Source organism: Gordonia sp. NPDC003950 (assembly GCF_053605205.1).
The window spans coordinates 1-15,827 of record NZ_JBSGIT010000011.1 but is presented as its reverse complement, the minus strand read 5'-3'; the positions used below and the strand labels follow the sequence as shown (position 1 = coordinate 15,827).

The following is a 15,827-nucleotide window of genomic DNA, read 5'->3' as shown; positions in this document are numbered from 1 at the left end:
CAGGGGTCAGGAGTCGAATGCCGGGCTGGTGAACTTGTCGTAGAAGATCTGGTCTCTGGGCATCGAATGTTGTTCAGCCAGTGCGAGAGCCGCGTCGACCATGGGTGGGGGACCGCAGAAATACACCTCCGTTCGGGCCAGGTCGGCTTCGTTGTCGTTGACGATGTCGGTGACGTTGCCCGCCGCGACGGTGACGCCGTCGGGGGCACCGTCGACCGATTCCGACAGGCAGGCGGTGAAGGTGAAGTCGGCGATCTTCTCACCGAGAGTGGCGATCTCGTCGAGATAGAACAGATCGTCGGCGGTGCGTGCGCCGTAGTAGAAGCGCACCGGCCGGCTCAGGCCGGTCTCACTGATGTGGCGTACCAGGGAGAGAAGTGGTGCCATGCCGGCACCGCCGCCGATCGCGACGATCGGCAGCACATGACCGCTGCGCAGGGTGCAGGAACCGTACGGGCCGTTCACCTTGATCTCGTCGCCGACCGACAGTCCGTCCTCGAGCATGCCGGCGAACAGACCGCCGGGATACTTCTTGATCAGGAATTCCAGGCGGTCGGGGGTGGCCTGGGTGGTGGCGATGGAGAAGGACCGCTTCTCCTCGGTGCCCGGTACGAAGAGGTCGACGTACTGACCCGATTTGAACTCGATGGTCTCGGGTTCGACGACGTCGAGCTTGAGCGAGACGATGTCCCGGGTCATCGGTTCGATCGCCGCGACGCGGGTGAGCACATCCTGGATGGGTGCGCCGCCGAGCAGCTCGTCCTCGTCGAAGTTGAGGAGTTCGATCTCGCAGTCGCTGTATGCGTATGTGCGACAAAGGAGTACGTACCCCTCGGCCTCTTCGGAGTCGTTGCAGGCAAAGGTGGAGTAGTCGTCCATCTGCACGTCACCGTCGAGCATGTAGGACTTGCAGGCCGAACACCGTCCCTCCCGGCATCCGTGCATGAGGTGGATCCCCTGCCGGAATGCGGCGTCGAGGATGGTCTCGTCCTCGGTCACCTCCATCTCGATGTCGACGGGTTCGAAACTGATCCGATGCGTATCGGCCATGAAATCTCCTGGGCTGGGGCGGTCGATTCCTGATCCGCGTGCCCGTCGGTCGAGTAGTCGCCCCACGGGGCTCGGACCACTCGACCGACGGACGCAGACGGGTCAGACCGTGACGGCGCCGTTCTTGTTGGCCATGTACGCGGCGATGTGCGACTGGCGTTCGTCGTCACTCATCTCGTTCAGCAGCACGTTGGGGCTGGCGAACGGGATGCCGCGGACGTCGTCGAGCGTCCACATCTTCTTCGGATCGAGATCCAGATGCGGCTGCGGGATGAGCGTCTTGCCGTCGTCACGGACGTAGCCGAGATCGGTGATGATGTCGGCGAGATCCTTGCCGTGGTGCAGGGTCTCCCATTCACGGAATCCGGTGAGGCGTCCCATGTTCGGGGTCGGCCGGCCCTCGTACTCGGGGCGGAAGGCCACCTTATCGGTCCACGCGCAGGTCTCCGAGCAGTAGGTGCGCCACTGGCCGTCGACCTTGTCGGTGACCATGTCCTCACGGATGAGGCACGGCACCATGCAGGTCCAGCAGCGGTGCGGGTACTCGTAGTCGACGTCCTCGAAGGCGATCGGCTTGTTCTTGCCCGGGTAGGCGAGACGGTTGTAGTTCTCCCACCACTTGCCGAACTTGTTGTACCACCCGGGGTACTTCTCCTCGAACCACTCGAAGTCGGTGTCGGTCATGGCGTCGATGCGCCAGTAGTTGACCGGCCAGCCGGTGGCGAAGAAGCGGGCGACCTCATGCACATAGTGCTTGTTGACGATCCGGTTCCAGGCCTCCTCGACGAGGTCGTGGGGGATGGTCAGGCCGTACTTCTCCAGCGGGAGCAGGTAGCTGCGGTAGTAGTCGTCGTAGATCCACCGACGCCACATCTCGGCGTAGCTCTCGCGGTCCTTGCGGCGGTCCTTGGTGCCGTACTCGATGAAGGTGCCGATCGCGGCGTCGACCACACAGTGGTTGTTCCACCAGGCGTAACGCAGATCGCGTTCCAGCAGTGGACGATTGCGCTCGTCGGCCAGGGCCATCAGCAGGATGGAGTAGCCGTTGGAGATGTGACGCGATTCGTCGGACTGCACCGAGTGGAAGACCGTCGGCAGCAGGTAGTCGCCGTTGGCGGCGGCCTCGTCGGGCATGGCGACGAACAGTGTGTTGGTGAATGCGGTCTCGGCGACCACCGTCAGGTAGATGTTGGCGGCGGTGATGGCGTCGCCGGTGATGAAGCCCTCACCGAACTGGCGGCCGATGGTGCCGGCGTAGTTGTTGGCGAACGCCTTCTCAGTGATGTCGAACCCGGCCGGATCGACGTAGTTGTTCATGTACAGCTTCTTGAGATTCATCTGGATCGTCGAGTGCCGGACCTCGTCGATCATCTGCACCGCGAGACCGTTGTGGATCTCGGGGTTGGGTACCGCGTCGATGGCCATAGGCATCGCGCGGGCGGCCGAGATCTCCGGGAACGGGATGATCGACAGGAACAGCTTCTGCCATTCCAGCCAGCGTTCCTGCACCTGACGGAACATGTTGCCGCGGATGGCACCGTCCATCGCGCCGTAGACGCGGTTGTCCTTCTCCTCCTCCATCGGGAAGTACGACCGCATGATCTGCTTGAGCGGATCCTTCTTCGGTGCCTTCTCAAAGGTGTAATCGGTTCCGAACCGGGTTGCCGGGGTGGCGAAGGTGGGCTCCCACGACAGCTCGGTGATCTTCGCATGGGCCTTGGTCAAGCTCTGCCTGCTCAATGTGCGCCTCCTGTAGAAGAGCCGGCTACGTGCCGGCCTGCGGGCTGAAGCGCTATTGATACAACCTCGTGATGGCAATCACACCCGTCTCACTGTGAGACTGACCACACATTCACTGACCTGGATCGGTGGTGTGGCGGGGGTCGCCGTCACCATCATCGAGCGAACAGCAGTCGACATCGCCTGTGCCACAGCCACCTTCCCGCAGGCACTCGCCGTCTTCGACTCCGCGCTGCGCCTCGGGGCGAAGCCTGCGCGAGAAGGCCCGCGAGGACAAGCTCCGCAGCATGGACGTCATGGTCATCGGCTGGACGTGGGCAGACCTCGAGGCCGGCCGCGTCGTCGAACTCATCGGTCAGTGGCTGGTCCAACTGGAGATGATGGCGTTATGAGCCGGGTCACCCACCGCCAACAGCACGTGGGTCGTGTATGCGAACGTGGAGGCGCTAGCACTCATATTCTCCAACAGAACCCACGTTCTCCGGCGGTGCCGCTCAGCGCTGCGGCGGGAGCTCCAGGGCGCGGGAGTGTCGCATCCGCCAGGTCAGGAACGCCACGCCCAGACGCGCCCGGCCCATACCGTCCAACGGGTCGAAACCCAATCCGGCACTGACGTTTTCGAGCCTTGTCTGCATGGTCGAGTGATGGATGTCGAGCGCTCGGGCGGCCTGCCGGACGCTGGAGGCATCGAGCAGCGCGGCGATGGTTGGGCGCGCCCACGCGTGCGTCATGAGCGACTCCAGGCTGTCGGCGTCGGGGTTGCGGGCGTCCGACGGTGACTCGGCCAGCAGGTGGACGAGACCGCCGTACTCGGCCGCGTCGACGACGGTGGTGGTGGGTCGCTCGCACAGCTGCAGGGCGATCAGGGCCGTGCGAAACGAGTCGGCCAGGCCGTCGATCGTCGTCGCGACGCCCAGCCCGCACGGTGTCGATGGGGCGGCCGACACGTTGAGATCCCCGGGGGCGATCACGGCGTGGATGGTGCCGATGGCGGTGGCGGTCACATCGGCCGGCCACGACGGATGGCTGGACCAGTCGGCGAACAGCGGCGTCGCCAGTGCACGGTAGGACGCGGTCGGGGACAGATGCAGCCGCGCCGCCGCCTCACGTCGGCGATCGAGATCGGCGTCGCGATCGAGCAGCCGCGCGACGTCGCGGGTGGCGCCGCCCGACCCTCCCGAGTATCGGATTCCGACGGCCAGCGCCAAACGCTCCACGATGATGGCGTCGTTGGCCAGTTCGGGGCCGTGACGTTCCAGCCACACCCGGGTGGCAACGCCGCCGGTGCCCGCGTCGACCTCCAGCGCGTGCACCTCGCCGGGCGCATCACCGCTCAGGGCCTCACCGAGTACCGACACCCGCGTCACCGCATCGCCGCGGCGCACTCCGGCGGGGCATCCGGCCAGGGCGGCGGCGGTGGCGAGCAGTCCGTGCAGGTTGACGTTGCCCACCACGAGTTCGTCGAAGCAGGCGATCACCCGCAGGCCGAGGCTCGCGGACGGGTCCAGCGCCGCGATCCGTCCGAGGAGTTCCTGCACGTGTGGGTGTCCTTGTCGTCTCTGTCGGCGTCGTCGCTGTCGGCGTCGTCTCTGTCGGCGTCGTCTCTGTCGGCCGACGATGATGCGTCGGCCGGGGTGCGCGCTCCAGTGTCTCGCGCACGGTGCGATCGCGCCGGGAAATCGTTGGGTGCGACTCCCGGCGCGATCGAACGCCGTGTCAGCCCTCGAACGCCGTGTCAGCCCTCGAACGCCGTGTCAGCCCTCGAGCGCGCCGTACACGGCGGTCTCGAAGTCGAGATACCCGCCCACCGAGTTGGCATCGGCGAAGGGGAGGATCTGGGTGGCCCAGTAGCCGCCGATCTTGTTGCGCCGATCGATCCAGTAGTAGAGATTCGCCAGACCCGCCCAGGCCAGGGAGCCGGCCGGACGGCCCGTGGGGGCGACCTCGTCGTTGAGCATGAAGGTCAACGCCCACGACTTGGGCATGCCGGGGAAGAACTCGGCGTCGTTGGACAGGCTCGGGATGACGCCGGGCAGCATCTTCACCTTCAGTTCGCCGAGATGGTTCTGCTCGGCCAGTGACACCGTCTCGGCACGCAGGATCTGCTCCCCGGAATCCGAGCGGCCGTCGTTGAGCCACATCCGGATGAAGGTGAGGTAATCACCGACCGTCGAATACAGGCCGTGCCCACCCATGTGCACCTCCGGATCGTCCGGCAGGGCGAAGTCGTGATCGGGGGTCAGCGAGCCGTCGGCGTTGCGGTGATGCATGGTGGCGGTGCGCGCACGCATGTCGTCGGTGCGGGTGAACGCGGTGTCGGTCATTCCGAGAGGCTCGAGGATCTCGGTGCGCATCACCTCGCCGAGGCGTTTGCCGGTGATGGCCTCGATGACCAGTCCCGTCCAGTCGATGTTGGAGCCGTATTCCCACTGTGTTCCGGGGTCGAACAACAGCGGCGACTGGAGTGCGGCCATGCTGGAGGTCACGATGCTCGGCTGGCCGTGTTCGGTGGCCAGTCGGGCGTACGTTTCGTTGAAGAAGTCGTAGCCGAAGCCTGCTGTGTGAGTGAGCAATTGGCGTGTGGTGATATCGGACTTCGGGGCGCGCAGTCGGGGTTGGCCGGCGTCGTCGAAGCCCTCGATCACCTGGATCTCGCCGATCCGCGGTTCGTAGTCGCGGGCGGGTGCGTCGAGGTCGAGCTCGCCGCGTTCGAGCAACTGCAGCGCGGCGGTCCCGGTGATCGCCTTGGTGGTCGAGAAGATCGCGAACACCGAGTCGGTGCTCATCGGGGTGTCCTCGTCGAGCGCTCGCAGACCTGATGCGCTCAGATGGATCGTCTCGCGGTCGGTGGTGACGCCGGCGACCACACCGGGCACTCGATCGTCGCCGGTGGATGCGGCTGCCACGACGGCGTCCGCGGCGTCGGCGACCCGCTTGGAACTGACGATGGGTGTACTCATGGTGATTCCTCTTTCTCGTGAAGCGGATGGGGCGGTGGAAAGTTGTCCCGGGTTCTCGACGAGGTCAGTCGGCGAGCATGCGGGCAATCCAGGCGAATCTGGTGTGCAGCATGGATTTCGCCAGGGCGGTGTGCGGGGCGAAGATGTCGCAGGCGTGAAATGCGCCGGGCCACACGTGGAGTTCGGTATTGACCCCCGCACCCCACAGGGCTCCGGCGTAGTCGATGGCCTCGTCGCGGAAGATCTCGCAGTCGCCGACGTCGATGAACGCGGGCGGCAAACCGGTGAGATCGGTGGCTCGTGCCGGGACGGCGAGCGGACTGACCTCGGGTGACCGGTAGGCATCGCCGAGGTATGCGCGCCAACCGGTTTCGTTGGATACCCGATCCCACACTCCGACGCCGTCGAATTGTGTTGTCGATGGCGCGATTCCGCGGTCGTCGAGCATGGGATAGCTGAGCATTTGGGCGCGAATCGCCGGGCCGTCGCGTTCGCGTGCGGCCAGGGCCAGGCCGGCCGCCAGCCCGCCGCCCGAGCTCGCGCCGGCGACCATCAGCCGTCGCAAGTCGATTCCGAGTGAATTCGACTGGCCGGCAGTCCATTCGAGGGTCGCGTACATGTCCTCGCGGGCATAGGGATCCCGGTACTCGGGGGCCAGGCGGTATTCGGGCGTGATCAGGACGGCGCCGAGACGCTCCACCCAGTCCAGCGTCGCGTCGAGCGCGTTGAACCGGTCGCCGAACATCAGGCCACCGGAGTGGGCGTAGACGATGACGGGCCGCTCTCCGTTGGCTCGGGGTGATCGGAACACCGACACCGTGATCGGGTCGCCGCGGTATCCGGGGACCTCATAATCGGTGTGGGTGACCTCTCGGCCGTGCATTGTCTCGTCGACGGGGCGGGAGGCATAGGACTGCCGCATGAAACCGATCAGCTCGGGTGTGACGGTGGGTGGGAACATTCCGCCGACGACGGCGAGACCGGCCCGCAGCTCGGGATCGAACTCGGGCCTCGGACGTGTCATGGGTCACAGTCTAGGCAGGGTTGTGGAGTGCCCGGTACCGCCGACCCGACGCGAAATCGGTGGTTGATGCCCGCCGGATGGCGGGTGGGGAAATGTCGGACCGGCCCGTAGCTCAGATGCACGACGCCGTTGTCGAAGGATTCCTGGTCCAGTGGCTGCAAGCCCGCCTCGCCGGTGCCGTCGAACAACCGGGCGCCCGCACCGAGGATGACGGGTAGACGAGCAGGTGCAGTTCGTCGATCAGGCCGTCCGACGGCATCGCGCGCACCAGTTGGCCGCTGCCGCTGAGCCGGTGGTGATGCGGTGAGGTCAGGAGGATGGACCGATCCCGGCTCCGGAACTCATCGCGCGGTACGCCGACGTCTCGAATTCCATGGCCGAGTGCAGGGCCACCGGATCGGCGAACGGGAACAGTTGGGTCGCCCACACACCGGCGATCTGCGCCCGACGGTCGATCCAGAAGTAGGTGTTGGCCAGACCCGCCCAGCCGAGGCTGCCCGCGGTCCGGCCGGTCGGGGCGTCGAGCTCGTTGGTCATCGCGACGAGTGACCAGCCCTTGCGGAGGCCGGGGAAGAACTCCATGTCGTGTGTGCGTCGGGGATCGATCCCGGGAAGCGCCGTCACGGCGAGATCGCCGAGCTGATTGGCCGTGGCTGCGCCCACGGTGTCGGGGCGCAGGATCTGCTCGCCGTCGTCGGATCGACCGTCCGACAGCCACATTCGCAGGAAGCGCAGGACGTCGTCGACCGTCGAATACAGTCCCTGACCACCGAGATCGACCGCGGGAGCGTCCGGCCGGGTCGGTCGTCGCAGCGGTTTGAGGCTGCCGTCGGGTAGCCGTGCATGCAGACTCGCGGCCCGCTCGAGCATCGCATCGTCACGAGCAAACGCGGTGTCGCGCATGCCCAGTGGGTCGAGAAGACGTTCGCGCATGACCTCGCCGAGTCGGCGTCCGGCGACGGCCTCGATCACCAGGCCCACCCAGTCCAGGCCGATCCCGTACAACCACCGGGTCCCCGGATCGAAGACCAGGGGAGTGCCCAGCGACTCGACGCTGCCGGCGGCGACGTCGGGAACCGACAGTGCCTCTGCCGCGCGGGACGTCGCCTCGTCGAAGAAGGTGTAGCCGAAACCGGATGTGTGCGTGAGCAACTGCCGGGTGGTGAACGACGTTCGGGGCGGCCGGAGTCGGACTGTGCCGTCGGCCTCGAATCCGTCGAGCACCTCGACGCCGCGAAGGCGGGGCTCGTACTCGGCGGCCGGGACGTCGAGATCCAGGAGTCCGTCGTCGGCGAGCTGAACGGCGACGGTCGCCGTCAACGACTTGGTGACCGAATACATCGCGAGGATCGCGTCGGTGCGCAACTCCTCGGGTTCGCCGACCGTCCGCGGACCGTGCGCATCGAGGTGGATCGTGGCGTCGCGGTTGGTGACCCCGGTGATGACGCCGGGCAGTGTCGGATCGTGGCTCATCTCAGCCATCGTGCCCCGTGGGCGCCGGCACCTCGCCGGAGGGGTCCGAACTGCGACGGTGCGCGATGATCTTGCGGGCGACCAGCTGCGCCGATGACAACCCGATGAGCAGGCTCACCGACCCCACGACGATCAGGATCACCCCGACGATGCGCTGCGACCGGATCACCTCGTCGGGTGTCCGGCCGTCTGCCGCCGGCACATCCTGTCCCGGATGTGCGGGGTCGAAGGCCGGTGGCACCAGCAGTTCCGGATGCGTGTACTTGGTGCCCGGCATCAAGACGCACCGATCCAGCGGCCCCATCGGCCGGTCGGCGCACGTGGGTCCCTGGACGAAGCCGCCGCCGATCCCCATGGTCAAGAACAGCGCACCCAGACCCAGCCCGCCGACTGCGACGATGACCTGCCAGACGAGCATCGTCCGGGCCGACGGTTGCTTCTTCTGGGCCATCACACGGTTCGCGACAGCACGCCGATGAACGCGTCCAGCCGCGCCAGCGCTTCCTCCAAATCGGCGGTGGACGCCGCGTAGGACAACCGCACGTGGTCGTCGGCGGTGGCGATGCCGAAATCCTTGCCCGGCGTGAGGGCCACGTGGGCGTCGGTGAGGGCCCGGTCGCAGAATTGCGCCGACGTCAGGCCGGTGTCGGAGACGTCGATGTAGACGTAGAACGCGCCGTCGGGCTGCACCGGAACCCGCAATCCGATGTGTTCCAGACCGTCGAGCACCAGGCGCCGGCGGTTGACGAACTCGCGGCGGCGGTCCTCCGCCACCGCCAGCGACTCGGGCGTGAAGCAGGCCAGCGCGGCGTACTGCGCCGGCGTCGGCGGGCTGACATAGAAGTTCTGCGCCAGACGCTCGGTGACATCGACCAGGGAGTCGGGGAGGATGGCCCACCCGAGTCGCCAGCCCGTCATGCCGAAGTACTTCGAGAAACTGTTGATGACCGCGGTGTTCGCGGTATGCGCTCCGGGTTCGGAGAGCACGCTGTGCGGCGGATGGCCGTCCGGGCCCGGATCGGCGAGCCCGAGATAGATCTCGTCGACGATGCTCCAGCCGTCGCGGGCGGCCACCCGAGCACACAGTTCGACCAGATCGTCGTGCGGCACCAAGGTGCCCGTCGGATTCGACGGTGACGCCACGATGACACCACGGGTCGACGGCCGCCACGCGTCGTCGACGAGGTCAGGGGTCAGCTGAAAGCGGGTGTCGGGCGTCGTCGGCACGAGGGTGACGTCGGCGCCGAAGCTCTCGGCGAACTGCCGATTGCACGGATAGGACGGGTCACCGATGAGCACCCCGTCACCGGGGTCGACGAGGGCGGCGCAGGCCAGCAGCAGCGCCGCCGATGCGCCGGTGGTGACCGCCACCCGCGACGGATCGACGTCGGCGCCGAAATGCGTTCGGTAGAACCCGGCGATCGCCTCGCGCAGTTGCGCGGTACCCAGCGCATCGGTATAGGTCATCGGCCTGCCATCGGCGGCCTCCCGGGCCGCGGCCAGGAACTGCGGCGTCGGACCGAAGTCGGGTTCACCGATGTTGAGCCGGATCACCCGATGCCCGGCCGCCTCCACGGCGCCGGCCTTCTTGGCGAACTCCATCGCGTAGAACGGCGCCACGTGCTGCGCCCGTCGCGAGATGTGCATGGGTACATTCTGCGCGACGGGCGCGGTGGTTCGGCCGGTGGCGTCAGATCAGGGCACCCAGTTGAACGTGTCCGGGTCCGGGCCACGGCGCTTGTTCTTGTTGAGGCCATCGATCGCGGACACGTCTGCCGCGGTCAGCTCGAAGTCGAACAGCGCGAAGTTCTCCTCCACGCGCGACCGGGTCACCGACTTGGGGAAGACGATGTCGCCGCGCTGGATGTGCCACCGCAGCGCGACCTGCGCGGTCGAGCGGCCCTTCTCCTCGGCGATCTTCACCAGGACCGGGTCGTCGAGCACATCGCCCTGCGCGATCGGCGACCACGCCTCGGTGGCGATCCCGTGGTCGGTGTTGAAGGCGCGCAACTCGTCCTGCGTCAGATACGGATGCACCTCGATCTGGTTGGCCGCCGGCACGATCTCGGTTTCGGCGAACAGACGCTCGAGGTGGTGCTTCTGGAAGTTGGAGACGCCGATCGCCCGCGCCTTGCCGTCGGCGTAGATCTTCTCCAGCGCCTTCCAGGTCTCGACGAAGTCGCCGACCTCCGGCAGCGGCCAGTGGATCAGGAACAGGTCGACCTGATCGACGCCGAGCCGCTCCAGGGTCTCATCGGTCGCAGCGAGGGCGTCGTCGTAGGCGTGTTTGTTGTTGTTGAGCTTGGAGGTGATGAAGACCTCGTCGCGAGGCAGACCCGACTTGGCGAACGCCTCGCCGACCTCCTTCTCGTTGCCGTACATCTGCGCGGTGTCGATGTGGCGATAGCCCACCTCGAATGCCGAGAGGGTGGCCTCGACGGTGTCCTGCGGCTCGATCTGGAATACCCCGAAGCCGAGCTGCGGGATCTGGACACCATTGTTGAGGGTGATGGAAGGGACTGTCATGGAACACCTTTCACTTGTTGTGGACGATGATGAGGTGGTCTGCTCAGGGCAGCAGGATGAGCTTTCCGCGCGGATGGCCGGCGGTGACGTCGGCGAGTGCCCGACCGGCCTGCTCCAACGGATACGTCGCGGCGACCTCGGTGGTCAGCGAGCCGTCGGCGGCCGCGGCGATGAGTGGCTCGACGGCCTCGGCGTGGTGGCGCTTTGTCGCCTCCGACGATCCGTCGATCACGATGATGCCGTCGTCGGCGCGGCCGAATGCGGCGATGCTGACGATCCGCGACGGTTCGACGCCGAGTTCCAGCGAGACGTCGATCGCCTCGTCGGTGCCCGCGGTGTCGATGGCCGCGGTCACCGCGGCCGGCACGGCGGCACCCACGCGGTCGGCGAGGCCGTCACCGTAGGTCACCGGGATCGCCCCGAGCGCGCGCAGCGCGTCGTGATTGGCCTCGGCGGCCGTGGCGATCACCGTGGCCCCGGCGCGCACCGCCAGCTGCACCGCGATCGACCCGACAGCGCCGGCACCCCCGTGGACGAGAACCACGTCGCCGTCGCCGACGCCCGCGGTGGCGACCGTGTCGGCCGCCGTGACGCCGACGAGGAGCAGCCCGGCGGCATGCTCGACGTCGAGCGATTCCGGTCGCCGGTGCAGCCGGTCGGCGTCGACGACCACATGGTCGGCGTACGCGCCGGCCACCGGGTAGCCGATCACCGCGTCGCCCACGGCGAATTCGGTGACATCGGGTCCGAGCGACTTGACGACCCCCGCCAGTTCGCTACCCGGATGCAGTGGAAGTTTCGACTCGTCGGTGCCCATCACGCCGCTCACCGTTTTCGCGTCGAACGGATTCACGCTGATGGCCTGCACGGTCACGACTACCTGGCCCGGATCGGGGACGGGTAACTCCACCTTGATCAGCTCGATCACCTGCGCGGGATCTCCGTAGGCGGTGGCGACCATCTGCCGTGCGGTGACGGCGGCGGAGTCGATGTCGAGGGTGTTCTCGTTGGTCTCACTCGTGTCGGCCATGACAGCTTCAAGGCGGGCGGGTCATCGACTATTCCGTTGCGCTCACGATTGTCCGAAATGCGTGACCGTGAGTTGTTCACGGGCGGTTGTCCACAGGCGGGCGCGGGAGCGCCGGCGGCGGGTCGGATTCCCCGTATGGTCGGCGCAGTCGTGAGGCCGCCAGAGATACGCAGACAGGGATACGCGAAGGGGGAGCGCATGACCGAAAGACGCGTCGAGGCCGTGGGTTCGGAGCTCAGGTGGATGTCGTCGGTGTTCGTCGCGGGCGCCGACGACGCCGCGCGCGAGTTCGACGGCCATCACCGATCGCTGTGTGAGATCTCAACCGGATTGTGGGACAACAGCGGTCAGGCGCTGATGACTCTCGCCGAATCGTGGCGACGGCGCGGGATGGGACTGGCCGGCGTGGTCGGTGACCACGGGACCATGCTCACCGCGGCCGATACCGCCTACCTCGCCGCCGACGACACGAGTGCTGCGTCGTTGCGCGTGATGCCTTATCGCCCTGATGCGGCAGGACCATCCGACATCGAATTGCGGTTGTAGATGGTCGGTTTCGGTGATGTGTTGCGGTTCGACCCTGGACAGATCTCATCGATCTTCGCGATCTGCTCCGCGCAGCAGGCGACCTGCTCGACGCTGGGCACCACTGTTCGTTCACTGGACAGTCTGTCGTCGTGGCAGGGTGATGCCGCCGACGCGGCACGCGCGGCAGCGGGGCGGGTACGCGTCGACATCGACAGCTACGGTGTGGAGAACGCGAAGGTGGCCGCCGCCGCCCGGGATTGCTTCAACGAGGCGACGGCACTCGTCCGTGACGCGAGAAGTGTTCAGGCGCAAGCCGATGGGCGTGGATTCATCATCGATCCGGTCACCGGTGCGGTGACCGACCCGCTGTGGCCGTCGATGGCGGGGTGGTCATTTGCGGAGCGGCAGGCCCATCAGGATGCCATCGCCGAGATCACGCGTCGCGTCGCCGAGATCTGCAGCCGGGCAGAGCGTTTCGACGACGGTGTGGCGGCGTTGCTCAACGCCGCGAGCGGCGGGATCGCGCTCACCGCCGTCGGCGAGACCCCGGATTTCAATCCCGCTGCGCGACAGGCCAACCAGATCGCAGCGTTCCGCTCGCTCTATGGGCGGCCGCCGATTTCGGAGAACGACTGGCGGGTCGCCGAGGTGCTCGACCCGCACAGTTACTCCCCGAAGAACCACGGCGTACCACCGCAGATCAGCGTGGTGCGCATCAATCCGGTTCCGGGGCAGGGGGTTGTGGCCACCGGACTGTTCATCCCGACTGCGACGGTGCACGGCGGCACCGACGATCACCTCGGTGACAACCGCGGTTTCGACCCGGCCTTCGATCCGGAGGATACGAGGGTGACCTACGTCGTCGACTACGAGACCGGACTGGTGATCGCCCGACAGAATCCGTCGGCGACCGCCGACGGGACGACCGTGCGCACCGGGACGCCGCGGGTTCGGGCTTCGCAACTGGATGACGGAACCGTTCTCGTCAACTACGACGCCGCGGATCCGCTTGCGCCGCCGGGGACGGCGGAGGCCGGCTGGTCGGTCAACGGTCAGACGATCATCACGCCCGGTGAGGGTGACGGGGGCGGTGCCCGCATCTCGGGTTACGTGACCGATTACCCGTCAATGGAGACCTATCAATATCTGCCCGACGGTCAGACGAGGGTCCTGCATACCGACGGCGCCGGCGACCACACGTCTTTCGGCCCGTTCCTCAATCTCCCGCTCCATCACGAGTTCGGCGACTACGACCGTGATTTCGAGCAGTTTCCGGGGGAGACCCGGGTCCTCGGCCAGGTTGGCAAGGCGCCGACCGGCGTGGCAGCCGACACCACGCCGCTCGGCCCGGTGGGTGATCCGCCCGTGGTTCCCGGGGTTCGGTGACCGACGATCTTCTCAGCGGTGGAACCAGGCCTGCGGGTCGCCGGCGAGAGCCTTGTCCAGGCGCAGTCTCGAGGTCTGGGCGAGCGGTTCGGGGAGGGTGTCCGTAGCGAACCAGGCCACCGCGGTGTTCTCGTCGTCGGCGACCCGCGGCTCGCCGGAGATGTGTCGGGCGAGGAAGCACACGTCCAGATAGCGGGTCTGATCCCCATTGGGGTAGGTGATCATGTCGGTGACATCGACGCTGGTCAGGCGGATGACCTCGGCACTCACCCCGGTCTCCTCGGCGATCTCCCGGACGATCGCCCGGGCCGGCTCCTCGCCGGGTTCGAGGACCCCGGAGACCACGGCCCACTCGTCGGTATCGGCGCGTCGGGTCAGCAGCACCCGTCCCGCGTCATCGGTGACCACCCCACTGACACCGGACAGCCAGAGCGGCGCATGTCCGACGTGGGAGCGTAGGTCGCGGATGAACTCGGGGATCGGCATGGGTGCCATCTTGCCCGGCGGGCGACGCGCCCGTCGGATCGGCCCGCGGCATCGACGATCGTGGGAAGATCGCCGGGTGAACACTCCTCAGGGCGGTAGCGCACCGAGCGCGCAGGGCGGTATCGGGATCTGGCTGGTCATGGTCGTCATCGGTCTCACCGGAGTGGTGTGGGCGCTGGTGGACGTCATCAACCGCGGAGTGGGCGACGTCCCGGGAAGTACCTGGCTCTGTGGCGTGCTGGGACTGGTGCTCGCCGCCTTTGCCCTCTACCGGGAGTTCGGCGGCGAGCCGCTCATCACCTTCGACGACGAGAACATCGCCGAGGAGTACGAGCAGCAGAAGCGGGATTCGGCCCGGGAGCGTGGCGAGACCGGGGACGACGCCCGGTAGGGACGGCCTCGTCGACGCTTCGCACTCGCGTTCGACGAACTTGTCGGTGGCCGGTGCTTCACTGTGGACATCCGATCTTCTCCAGGAGGTTTTCATGTTCGATGCACACGGCCCCGATGCCGCGCACAGCTCCGATCCGGAGGGCGTCCGGCAGGCCGCGGCATGGTCGGCGATGTACGACTGGCTGGTCGATTCCCTGGCCGGTATGCCCGCCGGTGCGGTGCTCGATCTCGGTCCGTCCGATCATGACGGGTCCGGGGATGCCGACGATGATGACCTGGATGTGCCCTGCGCTCAGATCGTGGTGCTGCGTGAACGGACGATGATGGTGCGGTTGTCGACGGCGGTGATGGATATTCCGGCGGTGGCCGCGTACACCGTGCCGAACGCGATGCTCGACCGGTGGAATTACGAGGATCGCTTCCGCGACTGCACTCACGGCTACCTCCTCAGTCGATCCCGGCGAACCGTGGCCGGCATCTGCGTCGCCTGGTTCCGCGACCGCCGCGCCTTCCCGAGTCCGACGGCACTCGGATGTAGCTACACCGCGCCCAGTGCGGCCCCGCACATCGGCTGAGTGCGGTGCCCACCGGCATGGGGGAGTCCCCTGATCTTTCCCCCAAAGCGTGCTCTGACCAGTGAAATTTCCCTTCCGACGCGTCATCGTGGAGTCATGAACACATCAACCGAATCACACAAGACCACCTCCGAATCCGGACTGACCTTCTGGAAGATCCTCGGCATCATCGCTGTCGCACTGATCGCCCTGGCGATGATCGGGCCGATCCTCAAGGGCCTGTTCTGGGTCGCCCTGATCGCCCTGGCGATCTACGGCGGCGCCATGCTCTTCCGGTCCTCACGCAAGAAGTCCGGCCCGACACCACCGAGCGGTTTCTGATCGCGATCGCCCCGCGGCGGGTGACATCCAGTGGGCGCACTCGCGATCAATGGAAACCGAGCGCTGTCAACGTAATTGCGGCTCGGTCGACGGAAAAAGGTTCTCTGTCAACGATTTTCCTATGGCGTGCATCCTCACACGCGTGTACCATGGAACACATATTCGATATCAAGTGGGGGTGGGATGTTCGAGACGACCGACGATATCCGTCAAGTCCTCACCTCACTCGTCGAGATGACCTCGGCGGCAACCGAAGCCGACGCCCTCGACCGCCTCACCGTCCTCGAGGAACTGAAATCCGCGGCCACCGCCGCGCAGGTCCGTGAAACCGCCCG

Annotated in this window: 16 protein-coding genes and 1 pseudogene; 5 read left to right on the top strand and 12 right to left on the bottom strand. The window is 66.7% G+C overall.

The genetic code is table 11. The features are described 5' to 3' along the window. Positions 1–6: 6 nt before the first annotated feature. The 11 genes and pseudogenes from ACWETB_RS11475 to ACWETB_RS11425 all read right to left on the bottom strand — a co-directional run bounded on the left by ACWETB_RS11475 (position 7) and on the right by ACWETB_RS11425 (position 11,803). On the bottom strand, positions 7–1,050 hold the full coding sequence (locus ACWETB_RS11475) for a 2Fe-2S iron-sulfur cluster-binding protein (RefSeq protein ID WP_449743249.1): 1,044 nt from the start codon (positions 1,048–1,050) through the stop codon (positions 7–9). Between the two features lie 102 nt (positions 1,051–1,152). After that, entirely contained in the window at positions 1,153–2,790 is a 1,638-nt protein-coding gene (locus tag ACWETB_RS11470; protein ID WP_348809259.1) for an aromatic/alkene/methane monooxygenase hydroxylase/oxygenase subunit alpha, read from the bottom strand. A 494-nt stretch (positions 2,791–3,284) separates the two neighbouring features. Continuing rightward, a complete protein-coding gene (locus tag ACWETB_RS11465; RefSeq protein WP_348804417.1) occupies positions 3,285–4,328 on the bottom strand; it encodes a helix-turn-helix domain-containing protein in 1,044 nt (347 codons plus the stop codon). A gap of 216 nt (positions 4,329–4,544) precedes the next feature. Then, positions 4,545–5,750 (bottom strand): serine hydrolase domain-containing protein, encoded by a 1,206-nt coding sequence (locus ACWETB_RS11460; protein ID WP_449743247.1) that lies wholly within the window; start codon positions 5,748–5,750, stop codon positions 4,545–4,547. Between the two features lie 64 nt (positions 5,751–5,814). Next, positions 5,815–6,774, bottom strand: a complete 960-nt coding sequence (locus ACWETB_RS11455; protein WP_449743246.1) for an alpha/beta hydrolase fold domain-containing protein — start codon at positions 6,772–6,774, stop codon at positions 5,815–5,817. A 107-nt stretch (positions 6,775–6,881) separates the two neighbouring features. Beyond that, positions 6,882–7,063: pseudogene (locus tag ACWETB_RS11450) on the bottom strand (dihydrofolate reductase family protein); the annotation flags it as partial. A gap of 20 nt (positions 7,064–7,083) precedes the next feature. Beyond that, positions 7,084–8,247, bottom strand: a complete 1,164-nt coding sequence (locus ACWETB_RS11445; protein ID WP_449743245.1) for a serine hydrolase domain-containing protein — start codon at positions 8,245–8,247, stop codon at positions 7,084–7,086. A gap of 1 nt (position 8,248) precedes the next feature. Then, positions 8,249–8,698, bottom strand: coding sequence for a hypothetical protein (locus ACWETB_RS11440; protein ID WP_449743244.1), 450 nt, complete (start codon positions 8,696–8,698; stop codon positions 8,249–8,251). Continuing rightward, positions 8,698–9,894 carry an aminotransferase class I/II-fold pyridoxal phosphate-dependent enzyme gene (locus ACWETB_RS11435; protein WP_449743243.1) on the bottom strand — a complete coding sequence of 399 codons (1,197 nt, stop codon included), beginning with the start codon at positions 9,892–9,894 and terminating at the stop codon, positions 8,698–8,700. Before ACWETB_RS11435 ends, ACWETB_RS11440 begins: the two co-directional genes overlap by 1 nt. 48 nt (positions 9,895–9,942) lie before the next feature. After that, positions 9,943–10,773 (bottom strand): aldo/keto reductase, encoded by an 831-nt coding sequence (locus ACWETB_RS11430; RefSeq protein ID WP_449743242.1) that lies wholly within the window; start codon positions 10,771–10,773, stop codon positions 9,943–9,945. Between the two features lie 43 nt (positions 10,774–10,816). Further along, positions 10,817–11,803 (bottom strand): NADP-dependent oxidoreductase, encoded by a 987-nt coding sequence (locus ACWETB_RS11425; protein WP_452211210.1) that lies wholly within the window; start codon positions 11,801–11,803, stop codon positions 10,817–10,819. A gap of 198 nt (positions 11,804–12,001) precedes the next feature. On the opposite strand from ACWETB_RS11425, the gene ACWETB_RS11420 reads away from it, so the two are divergent. Both ACWETB_RS11420 and ACWETB_RS11415 read left to right on the top strand, forming a co-directional pair. Beyond that, positions 12,002–12,349: a hypothetical protein gene (locus tag ACWETB_RS11420; RefSeq protein ID WP_449743240.1), complete on the top strand. Its 348-nt coding sequence runs from the start codon at positions 12,002–12,004 to the stop codon at positions 12,347–12,349. Beyond that, positions 12,350–13,717, top strand: coding sequence for a hypothetical protein (locus tag ACWETB_RS11415; RefSeq protein ID WP_452211208.1), 1,368 nt, complete (start codon positions 12,350–12,352; stop codon positions 13,715–13,717). A 12-nt stretch (positions 13,718–13,729) separates the two neighbouring features. Here the strand turns inward: ACWETB_RS11415 and ACWETB_RS11410 are convergent, their stop codons facing one another. Then, positions 13,730–14,203 carry an NUDIX hydrolase gene (locus tag ACWETB_RS11410; RefSeq protein ID WP_449743238.1) on the bottom strand — a complete coding sequence of 158 codons (474 nt, stop codon included), beginning with the start codon at positions 14,201–14,203 and terminating at the stop codon, positions 13,730–13,732. A gap of 76 nt (positions 14,204–14,279) precedes the next feature. Between ACWETB_RS11410 and ACWETB_RS11405 the strand changes: the two genes are divergently transcribed. The 3 genes from ACWETB_RS11405 (at position 14,280) to ACWETB_RS11395 (ending at position 15,492) form a co-directional block, all read left to right on the top strand. Continuing rightward, positions 14,280–14,594, top strand: coding sequence for a hypothetical protein (locus ACWETB_RS11405; RefSeq protein WP_452211206.1), 315 nt, complete (start codon positions 14,280–14,282; stop codon positions 14,592–14,594). A gap of 94 nt (positions 14,595–14,688) precedes the next feature. Further along, positions 14,689–15,171 carry a hypothetical protein gene (locus ACWETB_RS11400; RefSeq protein WP_348804403.1) on the top strand — a complete coding sequence of 161 codons (483 nt, stop codon included), beginning with the start codon at positions 14,689–14,691 and terminating at the stop codon, positions 15,169–15,171. A 96-nt stretch (positions 15,172–15,267) separates the two neighbouring features. Continuing rightward, complete coding sequence (locus ACWETB_RS11395; protein WP_348804402.1) at positions 15,268–15,492, top strand: hypothetical protein; 225 nt, start codon at positions 15,268–15,270, stop codon at positions 15,490–15,492. Positions 15,493–15,827 lie beyond the last annotated feature (335 nt).